The organism is Erythrobacter sp. RANMB8 (genome assembly GCF_056848235.1).
The window spans coordinates 93,768-103,021 of sequence record NZ_JBREHG010000001.1 but is presented as its reverse complement, the minus strand read 5'-3'; the positions used below and the strand labels follow the sequence as shown (position 1 = coordinate 103,021).

General features: G+C 63.0%; 17 protein-coding genes. 14 read left to right on the top strand and 3 right to left on the bottom strand.

Going from position 1 to position 9,254, the window contains the following annotated elements:
* Positions 1 to 113: 113 nt before the first annotated feature.
* A complete protein-coding gene (locus ACU0AG_RS00635; protein ID WP_482780322.1) occupies positions 114 to 776 on the bottom strand; it encodes a hypothetical protein in 663 nt (220 codons plus the stop codon).
* Positions 777 to 965: 189 nt separating this feature from the next.
* On the opposite strand from ACU0AG_RS00635, the gene ACU0AG_RS00630 reads away from it, so the two are divergent.
* From ACU0AG_RS00630 to ACU0AG_RS00620, 3 genes are all read left to right on the top strand, one after another.
* Positions 966 to 2,255, top strand: a complete 1,290-nt coding sequence (locus tag ACU0AG_RS00630) for an adenylosuccinate synthase (protein WP_482780321.1) — start codon at positions 966 to 968, stop codon at positions 2,253 to 2,255.
* Positions 2,256 to 2,415: 160 nt separating this feature from the next.
* Positions 2,416 to 2,970 carry a L,D-transpeptidase family protein gene (locus tag ACU0AG_RS00625; protein WP_482780320.1) on the top strand — a complete coding sequence of 185 codons (555 nt, stop codon included), beginning with the start codon at positions 2,416 to 2,418 and terminating at the stop codon, positions 2,968 to 2,970.
* Positions 2,971 to 3,548: 578 nt separating this feature from the next.
* Positions 3,549 to 3,890 (top strand): hypothetical protein, encoded by a 342-nt coding sequence (locus ACU0AG_RS00620; protein WP_482780319.1) that lies wholly within the window; start codon positions 3,549 to 3,551, stop codon positions 3,888 to 3,890.
* Here the strand turns inward: ACU0AG_RS00620 and ACU0AG_RS00615 are convergent.
* Positions 3,887 to 4,321 (bottom strand): hypothetical protein, encoded by a 435-nt coding sequence (locus ACU0AG_RS00615; protein WP_482780318.1) that lies wholly within the window; start codon positions 4,319 to 4,321, stop codon positions 3,887 to 3,889. The two genes, ACU0AG_RS00620 and ACU0AG_RS00615, sit on opposite strands and share 4 nt — an antisense overlap.
* The gene (locus ACU0AG_RS00610; protein WP_482780317.1) at positions 4,318 to 4,971 is read right to left on the bottom strand and encodes a S24 family peptidase; all 654 of its coding nucleotides are present in this window, start codon (positions 4,969 to 4,971) and stop codon (positions 4,318 to 4,320) included. The genes ACU0AG_RS00615 and ACU0AG_RS00610 overlap by 4 nt, the downstream gene beginning before the upstream one ends.
* Before the next feature lie 128 nt (positions 4,972 to 5,099).
* On the opposite strand from ACU0AG_RS00610, the gene ACU0AG_RS00605 reads away from it, so the two are divergent.
* The 11 genes from ACU0AG_RS00605 (at position 5,100) to ACU0AG_RS00555 (ending at position 9,251) form a co-directional block, all read left to right on the top strand.
* The gene (locus ACU0AG_RS00605; protein WP_482780316.1) at positions 5,100 to 5,348 is read left to right on the top strand and encodes a helix-turn-helix domain-containing protein; all 249 of its coding nucleotides are present in this window, start codon (positions 5,100 to 5,102) and stop codon (positions 5,346 to 5,348) included.
* The gene (locus tag ACU0AG_RS00600; protein WP_482780315.1) at positions 5,345 to 5,761 is read left to right on the top strand and encodes a hypothetical protein; all 417 of its coding nucleotides are present in this window, start codon (positions 5,345 to 5,347) and stop codon (positions 5,759 to 5,761) included. Before ACU0AG_RS00605 ends, ACU0AG_RS00600 begins: the two co-directional genes overlap by 4 nt.
* Positions 5,758 to 6,756 (top strand): hypothetical protein, encoded by a 999-nt coding sequence (locus ACU0AG_RS00595; RefSeq protein WP_482780314.1) that lies wholly within the window; start codon positions 5,758 to 5,760, stop codon positions 6,754 to 6,756. The genes ACU0AG_RS00600 and ACU0AG_RS00595 overlap by 4 nt, the downstream gene beginning before the upstream one ends.
* On the top strand, positions 6,749 to 6,991 hold the full coding sequence (locus ACU0AG_RS00590; protein WP_482780313.1) for a hypothetical protein: 243 nt from the start codon (positions 6,749 to 6,751) through the stop codon (positions 6,989 to 6,991). The genes ACU0AG_RS00595 and ACU0AG_RS00590 overlap by 8 nt, the downstream gene beginning before the upstream one ends.
* Entirely contained in the window at positions 6,991 to 7,674 is a 684-nt protein-coding gene (locus ACU0AG_RS00585; protein ID WP_482780312.1) for a TRM11 family methyltransferase, read from the top strand. Before ACU0AG_RS00590 ends, ACU0AG_RS00585 begins: the two co-directional genes overlap by 1 nt.
* A 100-nt stretch (positions 7,675 to 7,774) precedes the next feature.
* Positions 7,775 to 7,906, top strand: coding sequence for a hypothetical protein (locus tag ACU0AG_RS00580; RefSeq protein WP_482780311.1), 132 nt, complete (start codon positions 7,775 to 7,777; stop codon positions 7,904 to 7,906).
* A complete protein-coding gene (locus ACU0AG_RS00575; RefSeq protein WP_482780310.1) occupies positions 7,903 to 8,190 on the top strand; it encodes a hypothetical protein in 288 nt (95 codons plus the stop codon). The genes ACU0AG_RS00580 and ACU0AG_RS00575 overlap by 4 nt, the downstream gene beginning before the upstream one ends.
* A complete protein-coding gene (locus ACU0AG_RS00570) occupies positions 8,184 to 8,471 on the top strand; it encodes a LexA family protein (RefSeq protein WP_482780309.1) in 288 nt (95 codons plus the stop codon). Before ACU0AG_RS00575 ends, ACU0AG_RS00570 begins: the two co-directional genes overlap by 7 nt.
* Positions 8,468 to 8,776 carry a hypothetical protein gene (locus tag ACU0AG_RS00565; protein WP_482780308.1) on the top strand — a complete coding sequence of 103 codons (309 nt, stop codon included), beginning with the start codon at positions 8,468 to 8,470 and terminating at the stop codon, positions 8,774 to 8,776. Before ACU0AG_RS00570 ends, ACU0AG_RS00565 begins: the two co-directional genes overlap by 4 nt.
* Complete coding sequence (locus ACU0AG_RS00560) at positions 8,776 to 9,000, top strand: RNA polymerase sigma factor sigma-70 region 4 domain-containing protein (protein WP_482780307.1); 225 nt, start codon at positions 8,776 to 8,778, stop codon at positions 8,998 to 9,000. Before ACU0AG_RS00565 ends, ACU0AG_RS00560 begins: the two co-directional genes overlap by 1 nt.
* The gene (locus tag ACU0AG_RS00555; protein WP_482780306.1) at positions 9,000 to 9,251 is read left to right on the top strand and encodes a hypothetical protein; all 252 of its coding nucleotides are present in this window, start codon (positions 9,000 to 9,002) and stop codon (positions 9,249 to 9,251) included. Before ACU0AG_RS00560 ends, ACU0AG_RS00555 begins: the two co-directional genes overlap by 1 nt.
* Positions 9,252 to 9,254 lie beyond the last annotated feature (3 nt).

The window sequence follows — 9,254 nt, the reverse complement described above, 5'->3', positions numbered from 1 at the left end:
CAATCAGGGACTTGGCGGCAATTTTCATCGGGGTGTCCTTGTGCAGGGAATCATGCCCCCTCAACGCTGCAAGAACGCAAATCCTTCGCCATATTGTTCGCGATTGATCATCCTCAGCGGGTCGCGGGTGTGCGGGCCAGACTGTCTTCGATCGCGGCAAAGGTGCGCGCCTGCTGCTGCCAGTTCGACCGGGCGGCGCTATCGTTCTTGACGGCCATCATGCACCGCATCTCGTAACCATGCTGCCCTGCCGAAAACAGCGTCATCCGCGAGACGATCCGCGGCCATTGGCCCATTTCGGGAAGCGTATAGGCCACCGTGCAGGTTTCCCTCAGTCCGAGCGGGGATTCGCTGATGATCGCTCCGTAGAACTGCCGTTCGCTTGAGGTGGCAGGATAGGCAGCGCTTTCGCAGCGCTGCTTGCTGGCAGGTGGAACCTGACCGGCGGGAACCCTGCTCTGCGCCAGCACCTCCTGCAGCTTTGCCCCTTCGTTCTCAAAGCTGCGGCGGATCGCGCAGGTTGCATTGCCGATGGCAACGCCCGAAGCCGGATCGTTGGCAAACATGATCGGCCGGTTCATCACCAGAACCTCGTCGCCTTGCATCGCACGGCGTGCAGGATTGAACGAGGCGAGCGGGTCACCGCTGTGCGGGAAGCCGATCGAGAAGCCTTCTGCCTCGTTGACCCAGAAACGCTTCCACGTTTCAGTGCTTTGCGCGGCGACCCCCGCTGCCCATAGCGCAACCAGCCCGAATGCCAGCGAAGTTGTTCGCATCGAAATGTTCCCCCTCCCGCTTTTCCGTGCACGTCTCATGCTGCGAAGCGGGCAGTGCGTCAATTGTCGGCACCTTTGACCCGAACCCTTCGCGGCCTTGCCTCTCTTGCGTCAAACGCCTAGGCGCAGCGCGGCCTCGCGCCACCGGCATCAGGCCCGCCTGCACACCGCACCAGCACAAGGAATACCATGGCCAACGTCACCGTGATCGGCGCCCAGTGGGGCGATGAGGGCAAGGGCAAGATCGTCGACTGGCTCGCCAGCCGCGCCGATGCCGTGGTGCGCTTTCAGGGCGGGCACAATGCCGGCCACACGCTGGTGATCGACGGCAAGACCTACAAGCTCTCGCTGCTGCCTTCGGGGATTGTCTCGGGCACGCTGTCGGTGATCGGCAACGGCGTGGTGCTCGATCCGTGGGCTCTGCGCGATGAAGTCGCCAAGGTCGAAGGGCAGGGGGTGACGATCACCGACGAGAACCTCGCGATTGCCGACAATTGCCCGCTGATCCTGCCGCTCCACCGCGATCTGGATGGCCTGCGCGAAACCGCGGCGGGCAAGGGCAAGATCGGCACCACCGGGCGCGGGATCGGCCCTGCTTACGAGGACAAGGTCGGCCGCCGCGCCATCCGCGTATGCGATCTGGCGCACCTCGACACCCTTGAACCGCAGCTTGATCGCCTCTGCGCGCACCACGATGCGCTGCGCGCCGGGTTCGGTCAGCCGCCGGTGGATCGCGCCGCGCTGCTCGAAGAACTGCGCGAAATCGCGCCCTTCGTGCTGAAATTCGCCCAGCCGGTGTGGAAGCGCCTGAAAAAGGTGCGCCGCGCCGGTGCCAAGATCCTGTTCGAAGGCGCCCAGGGCGTGCTGCTCGATGTCGATCACGGCACCTATCCCTTCGTCACCTCGTCCAACACGGTGAGCGGCACGGCGGCGTCCGGCTCCGGCCTCGGCCCCAATTCGACCGGCTTCGTGCTCGGCATTGTCAAGGCCTACACCACCCGCGTCGGCTCCGGCCCGTTCCCCACGGAACTCGATGACGAAATCGGCCAGCGCCTTGGCGAGCGTGGCCATGAATTCGGCACCGTCACTGGCCGCAAGCGCCGCGTCGGCTGGTTCGATGCCGTGCTGGTGCGCCAGTCCTGCGCCATCAGCGGCGTCACCGGCATCGCGCTGACCAAGATCGACGTGCTTGACGGGCTGGAGAAGGTGAAGATCTGCACCGGATACCGGCTGCGCGGGAAGGTCTATGATTACTTGCCCAGCCACGCCGCCGATCAGGCCGAGTGCGAGCCGATCTACGAGGACATGCCCGGCTGGAGCGAAAGCACCGCAGGCGCGCGTTCCTATGCCGACCTGCCGGCCAATGCGATCAAGTATATCCAGCGTATCCAGGAACTGATCGAATGTCCGGTGGCGCTGGTGAGCACCTCGCCGGAGCGGGACGACACGATCCTGATGCGCGATCCTTTCGTGGATTGAGGCGGGGGGATTACACCACGCAAAGGCACAAAGTTGCAGGGACGCTTCGTTCCCCTTTGTGCCTTTGTGCCTTTGTGTGATCATTTCTGCGCGTCCCAACGCGGGGCCACAGGTTTTCCGGCATTGATCAGGGCGGCGGGTGCGGGTTAGTTTCCGGCCTGTGAACCGCCTCGTGCTCCTCCCCATGCTCACGCTGGCCGCCTGCGCCGCGCCGCCGGTGCCGCAGGCCGAAGCGCCGGCCTCGCAGCCGCCACTGGCGCGCGAGGCTGCGCGGATCGTGCCGCAGCAGGCCTTCACCCATCTCGATTACCTGCTGGTCGACAAGTCCGAACGGTTGATGGTGGGCTATGCCGGCGGGCAGCCGGTCAAGGCGTGGCGCGGCCTGCAATTCGGCGATCAGCCGGCGGGCCACAAGCAGTTCGAAGGCGACGAACGCACGCCGGAGGGGCGCTATATCATCGAAGGCCGCAATCCCGGCAGCGCCTATCACCTCAGCCTCAAGGTATCCTATCCCAATGCCGCAGACCGCGCCTTTGCGCAGGCGCACGGGCGTTCGCCGGGGGGTGACATCTTCCTCCATGGCCAGCCCAACAGCCTGCCCTTCGGGCGGATACCGGGCGACTGGACCGATGGCTGCATCGCCTTTTCCAACGAGGAAATCCGCGAGCTGTGGCAGATCGTTCCGGATGGCACGGTGATCGAAATCAGGCCTTGATTGAGGGCGCGGCAGGCCGCGCGCAGACCACCCGCCCCGCCTCCCCGCCCGGCCACCAATAGTACCACCATGTTGTGGTGGCCGGCCGGGGATGTTAGATGACACGAGGTTCTAGAGTGGCGGCGAGCGGGATTTTGCGGGATTGCTCGGGGTTGTCCGGACCGAAACTGGCGGATTTCTGCGAGGTTACGGACTAGAACACCAAAAATTGGCGATCGTGTCCTGTGTCTAGAGTCGAGGCCCATTTAGACGATGAATTGCCAAGATCGGCTGGACTCGAAGGTTTTGATGAAGGTGGCCCCTTAGCCCTCATCAATGGCGGAAATCCGCCAGTTATGGCCCCATAAAGCGGGCTTGAAAGCCGATTTAGGAGCGTTCGAAGAGCCTCTGAACCAGGACATAACTTGGACATCCGCTCGCGGGAGTGCCGATCAGACGAAAATGCGAGGAAATCCGCCGCTTTCGGGCTGGGATGGCATCTTGCTTACATTCGTGAAAGTGGGCGCAAATATTCGCACCTAGGACATCGCGAATCGATGGTGTAAGCGGGACAAGAACCAACCCAAGGATGACCCACTATGCGCCCTTCACGCAATCAGCAGATCAACCGCGCTCTGGCGCTTCTCGACAGGGTTATAGCGCTTATCGAGGCTGAAGGCAGCGAGCCAGAGAGCCCGATCGCCAGTGAACCGATTGTCCCCGCTGACATTGCCACCCGTATCCGCTGCCGATCACCCTACTGGAAAGACGCGCAGGTTCGCTTGGCCATTCTGAGCCTCTACGGGCGATGCTCAATCAACGACGCTTCCGCGATACTGATCTCGGAATTCGGGCTCGAGCGAGCGCCGGGTCGGTCAGCTCTTGGGCGCATCTATGCAGTGATCGCGGAAGCAAACCTGCAGGCCAAAGCGACCGGCTAGAACTTAGTTTGCAGCTGAGGGAAGCCCGAAAAAGGGTGCACTTCGCAGGTGCCGGTGTACTTGAAGGCGACGTTCAATTCAGGACGTCCCAGCGTGCGCCAAGTTGAAGTTCCGTTGTAGTCACCGGTCTCGCGGTTGATCGAAACGAGGATAAAACTATCCTCGGAAGGCGTGTCGACACGCTTTTCGGTCAAGGTCAGGCTACCCGGCTGGACTTTAGCTATGTCGAAGAGTGCTCGACACTTGTCCTCGCAGTACTTTTTGCGGTCCAGATCAATGCGGAGATGATCCTGAAAAGGCTCCGATTTGGTACCACTGAAGGACGTCGTCTGCATAGTGCCCTTGCAGATGAGGTCGAATTGCTGCCCCGCAGCCAGAACAGGGGATGTCGCCAAAAGTGCGACGGGCATCAAAATCAGTCTGATCTTCATAGCCTCCTCACCACCGCGATCACGCGACCAAATATATGCAATTCGCCGTCGTGCGCCACCTCCGGCGGGACGGCGGGGTTGTCACTCAATATCTTGACGCTGCCATCGGGCATAGGGCGAAGGCGCTTGATCATGCCGGTCTGGCCGTAGGCAATGGCCCAATAAAGATCACCGAAGGTCGATCCCACCGCCGAGCGGTCGATAAGGATGACATCGCCATCACCGATGGTCGGCTCCATGGAGTTTCCAATACCCTTTGCCCAGTAGAGCCGGTCGGGCGGGCTGCGGCTTATCGAACGGAGCCAGTCGCCCGGGAAAAGCATGGTATCGACCTCGTGCTCGACGATCTCGCTGTCCATGAAGGCAGCGCCGAGGCCGAAATTGAGGTCGATCGCCGCAATGGGGACCATGTCAGGCAAGGGAGCGCCGAACTTCGGGACCGGCTCCTGAGGGCGATAGGGAGGGCGGGTTTCGGATATCGCATGAGCAGGCCACCCAGGGAAACTCGGGAATGCCGCCCGGAGCTTCTCAAGCGTGCGCTGGCTTAGCCGATTATGGTCTTGGCCGTTGAGCTTCTTCTGCAACGTGCCAGGGTCAACGCCAGCGCGGTCCGCGATCACCTTCGAGTGCTTGGTGTTCGCGAAGGCCATAAGCCCTTCGATGAGCGCGATGTCTGCTTCTACCCCTGACATAGCTCGCGGCTACCAAAATGTAATCGGATAACAGACCTGATTTTTATCTGTTGATGATGGGAATAAAATCCGATATTCGGATTTCTATGGACCAGCAAACAATCGTTGAGGATATTGCGCGACGGGCGAAAGCCTCGCGCATCTCGATCGCCGAGCTCTGCCGCAGGGCAGGCATTCACCAGGACACCTTCCACAACTGGAAGAAGACCGAGAGGAACCCCAATCCGCCGGGTGCGAACCTGCATTCGATCGGGGCGCTCTATCGCGAGCTCGACAAGATCGATGCCGAGGATGCCAAGCGGCTTGCGGGTCGCGGGAAGGTGGTGGCGGCATGAGCCTGCTTGCACTGGCCGATGCCGGATTCGCCGATCATGGCGTGATCCGTCCGCTGATCCGCCGGATCGCGTTGAAGAGCGCGGTTGCGGATGCCCGCGCCTCAGTCGAGGCACTGCTGGACCTCCTTAACGAGCATCGCGAGCCGCTGGGCGGCGATCGGGCGGCCCTGCCGCAGCAAGGCGTCGGCTTGCCCGTTGGCGATCAGCAGAGCGGCATCGGTGGCGCTGCGGTCAGCGGCAGCGAACGCCACGCACTGCGCGAGGACGAGCTGCTGGAGGGCGTAAAGCTGATCACGCAGCTGCTCGATCGAATTGAGGTCGGCATTCGGCATGGGCTGTTCTCCTGTGAGAGTGATCAGGAGGCTAACCGGCCCGCCATTGCGCCGCATCGTCTATGTGGAGGTGCGGAATGAACGCTGCCCCGTTGCTCGCAGCTGCGCAGCTGCTGGAGCTTTCACCCAACGACATCGCGATCCCCGACCGGATCGGGTTCCTGCATGAAGACAAGGCTGCTGCGCTCGGCCGGTTGATGGCCGTCGATGGGCAGCGCGATCCGATCAAAGTAGCGCGCAACCTTCCGAGCAAGTCGGTCGAAGCCTGCGTTGCCGAGGGCAAAAAGCCGTGGCGTCTGGTGACCGGGATGCACCGGCTGATGGGTGCGACCTATGAGGGTATCACGGTCTTCGCGATCGAGGTGAAGGGCAAGCCCGAAGACCTCGCCGATCTGGAAGCGTCGGAGAACCTGCATCGCCGCCCGCTGGGGCCGATCGAAAAGGCGAAGTTTATCGCCGCGCTCGCCTCAGCTGCGCAGGAACGGATTGCACGCGAGCACGGAAACCTGTCGCAGCAACAGCTGGCCATTCGGGCGCGGTGGGACCGCGTGAGGCACCTTGAAGAGCAGGCTGAGGGGGCGCTGCGCGATGAGACCGCCGATACGTGTTCCAACATGGAACGCGTATACGGATGGGAGGAATCCGTCCGCGACGCCTTCGATATGGGGCGGACCGCAGTTTATCGTGCGCTGGCGATCCACCGGCTAATAGTCGAGCCTTTCCCCGATCTTATCGAGGCGCTGGCCAAGCATCCGGTCGCTGGCGAGAACGCCAGTCAGCTCGCAGAGATTACGCGACTGAAGGACCAAGCGGTGCGCCGCCGCGTAATTGAGGCGCTGCTGGCCAATCATGAGATCGGGGTCGAGGACGCCAAGATAGCCGCAGGCGTGGATGGCTTCAAACCGCTGGCAACACCCGTCGCGCACCAGAAGCACTACAATGCAATCGAGGGCGCATGGTCACGCCTTAACATAGAGCAGAAGCGGCAATTTGTGCCGAAACTGGCATCCATGCTCACGCCCGACATGAAGAGGGCGCTGCGCGACCAGCTCAACGAGGAGTTGGGCGATGCCTAAGGTTGTAATCAGCGACTTCGCCGCCCTGCAGGAATACCGTGGCCCGTGCGGTCCCGCCGATGTCGAGTTCCGGATGGGCGAGTTCGCCATCGACGTTCTTGCCTCGACGACTGCCGAGGAGCTGCTCGTCGCGCTGCGCGGCACGCTCAGCGAAACCAAATCCAAGGTCTTGGTCGGCATCCTTCTGGATAACGGCCTGCTCTTCGACGCGATTGTCGATGAGGAAATCCGCTGATGCGCGGTGAAATCTCCTCCGGCCGGCACTCGAAGCGCCACCCGCTCGACTGGTATGTCGACGAGTTCTGGTGCGCCGAGCAGCTCGCGCTCGCGCTCGATGATTTCCGGATCGAAAGTGAGGAAGGTCTGCGCATCTGGGATCCGTGCTGCGGTATGGGTAACACCTTGCTAGCAGCGCAGGATCGCGGCTTGCCGATCTACGCGACCGATCTGGTTGATAACTTCGCCTGGGCCAATTTCTCGGCGATGACTTCGGTCATCCGCGCCGAGCACGACTTCCTCGGCATGGTCAAAGCGCCCTATCGGTGCAGCATCATCTGCAACCCGCCTTACAGCTATGTGAAGGGCATCGCAGAGGCGTTTGCGCGGCACGCTTTGAAGCTGTCGTCGCGCCGTGTCGCGATCCTGATGCCGAGCAAATGGCTCGCCAGTCAGGCCCGCTACCAGCTGTTCACCGATCACCCGCCGCAGGCTGTGCTGCACCTGTGCCAGCGTCCTTCGATGCCGCCGGGTGACATGATCGCGGCGATGGGCAACCGCGCCTTCAGTGGCGGGATGACCGATTACTGCTGGATCGTCTGGGATGTGCAGCGCCCGACCGCCGCGGGGCAGACCCGCACGATCTGGCTGCCGCCGCTCCACCGCAATTCCGAAATCCTGTCGCTTGAGGAGGTGCTCTGATGCGCGCCCGTCTGGTCGAAATCGCACTGGCTGCCGTTCTGGTGGCCATCGTCGCGCCTGGCGTGATCTGGTGGGCGCTGACCTTCTGGAGGCTCGCGCAATGAGCCGCCTGCCTTCCGAAGAAGCGATCGAGCGCGAGATGAAGGAAACCGGCCTCGACCGGTTCCCCGCGATCCGCCGCATCCAGCAGCGCCGCGCCCTTTCCGAACAGCTGCGGAGGCCGGTGCAATGACCTGCATCAACACCGCCAAGGCCGATGCCCTGCGCTTCATCACCGGCTTCGAGATGAAGCACGGCCGCGGCCCTTCGACCTATGAGGTCGCGGACGCTCAATTCGCTGGCGATCTCCAGACCGCCCAAGGCGTGGTCAGCGAGCTGCTGGCAGAGCGGCGCGTCCGCCGGTCGTTTCCGACCAGCACAAGCAAGCTGCAGGCGCTTTCGCCGCTGCCGGTGCCCCGCTCGCCGTTTGGCGAGCCGCTGCACTTCATCCGCACCGGAGGGCAGGCGGCATGGTGACGCTCACCCCGCGCCAGCAGGATGCCCTGCGCTTCATCACCGGCTTCCGCGAAAGCATCGGCATCGCGCCGACGCTGCGCGAGATCCACGAAGGGCTTGGTCTGACCGGCAAGTCTGTCTTCACCGCCGACTGGCTGGTCCGTTCGCTGGAGGAGCGTGGCGCGATCCGCACCGCGCCCAACCTGAGCCGCGGGATCGAGGTGATCGCGCCGATCGCGATTCCCCGCGCCCCCGATGGCGAGCCGCTGCGCTTCATCCCGATCGGAGGGAAGGGCGCATGACTGATATCCGCACCGGTGACCGCATCCTGTTCCGCGATGGCGACCGTTTCGGCGTGGCGCATGTCGATCTGGTCAAAGACCGGCACGTCACCGCCTTCCCGTTCGACACCGTCCGGCGCAGCTGGTCCCGCAAGAACCGCCGCATCGGCGTGTCCTTTGTCGTCGCCAAGCTGCCGCGGGATGTCCACCCGCAGGACATCGCCATCCGGATCGAGCAGCTGCGCAACCAGCGCGAGGCGCTGCGCCAGCAGGCCAACCGCTGGCTGGAAGACAGCGTCCGCCAGCTGATCGGGGAGGGCTGCTGATGTCGGGCCTTTATGCCGGTGAACAGGCGGTGATGGACCGTTTCGCGATGGGCCTCACCGCGTCCGAAATCGCATCCGAGCTCAACATTTCGACCGCCCGTGCGCGGTCGATCATCTCGACCTTTGACGACAGTCCGGAGCACGATCTGCACCGCGAGGAAGCGATCCGCAGGAAAACCCGCCGCTTCGGTCACCTGATCAAACGTGCAGGAGGACACCGCTGATGCCGCGTTTTGCCAGCAAGGCCGAATACTACCGGCACCACCGCAAGGTGATGGAGCTCGCGCTCGAACTCGGCGTCACGCCGATCGAGGCAGAGGCGCGGATGAAGGCAGTCCAGGCGCGGGAAGAACACCGCGCCAAGATGGCCCGCCGCGGCCTGCGTTCCGCCCTGCCGCCGCTGAGCCTGACCGGCGATCAACCCACCGCGCCGACATTCAACGATTTCGACGCCCGCTGGATGATGAGGAACTGATCG

Coding starts and splice junctions, on each gene's coding strand:
- ACU0AG_RS00635 (WP_482780322.1), bottom strand. CDS start 776: ATGCGAACAACTTCGCTGGCATTCGGGCTGGTTGCGCTATGGGCAGCG.
- ACU0AG_RS00630 (WP_482780321.1), top strand. CDS start 966: ATGGCCAACGTCACCGTGATCGGCGCCCAGTGGGGCGATGAGGGCAAG.
- ACU0AG_RS00620 (WP_482780319.1), top strand. CDS start 3,549: ATGCGCCCTTCACGCAATCAGCAGATCAACCGCGCTCTGGCGCTTCTC.
- ACU0AG_RS00615 (WP_482780318.1), bottom strand. CDS start 4,321: ATGAAGATCAGACTGATTTTGATGCCCGTCGCACTTTTGGCGACATCC.
- ACU0AG_RS00610 (WP_482780317.1), bottom strand. CDS start 4,971: ATGGCCTTCGCGAACACCAAGCACTCGAAGGTGATCGCGGACCGCGCT.
- ACU0AG_RS00605 (WP_482780316.1), top strand. CDS start 5,100: ATGGACCAGCAAACAATCGTTGAGGATATTGCGCGACGGGCGAAAGCC.
- ACU0AG_RS00600 (WP_482780315.1), top strand. CDS start 5,345: ATGAGCCTGCTTGCACTGGCCGATGCCGGATTCGCCGATCATGGCGTG.
- ACU0AG_RS00595 (WP_482780314.1), top strand. CDS start 5,758: ATGAACGCTGCCCCGTTGCTCGCAGCTGCGCAGCTGCTGGAGCTTTCA.
- ACU0AG_RS00590 (WP_482780313.1), top strand. CDS start 6,749: ATGCCTAAGGTTGTAATCAGCGACTTCGCCGCCCTGCAGGAATACCGT.
- ACU0AG_RS00585 (WP_482780312.1), top strand. CDS start 6,991: ATGCGCGGTGAAATCTCCTCCGGCCGGCACTCGAAGCGCCACCCGCTC.
- ACU0AG_RS00580 (WP_482780311.1), top strand. CDS start 7,775: ATGAGCCGCCTGCCTTCCGAAGAAGCGATCGAGCGCGAGATGAAGGAA.
- ACU0AG_RS00575 (WP_482780310.1), top strand. CDS start 7,903: ATGACCTGCATCAACACCGCCAAGGCCGATGCCCTGCGCTTCATCACC.
- ACU0AG_RS00570 (WP_482780309.1), top strand. CDS start 8,184: ATGGTGACGCTCACCCCGCGCCAGCAGGATGCCCTGCGCTTCATCACC.
- ACU0AG_RS00565 (WP_482780308.1), top strand. CDS start 8,468: ATGACTGATATCCGCACCGGTGACCGCATCCTGTTCCGCGATGGCGAC.
- ACU0AG_RS00560 (WP_482780307.1), top strand. CDS start 8,776: ATGTCGGGCCTTTATGCCGGTGAACAGGCGGTGATGGACCGTTTCGCG.
- ACU0AG_RS00555 (WP_482780306.1), top strand. CDS start 9,000: ATGCCGCGTTTTGCCAGCAAGGCCGAATACTACCGGCACCACCGCAAG.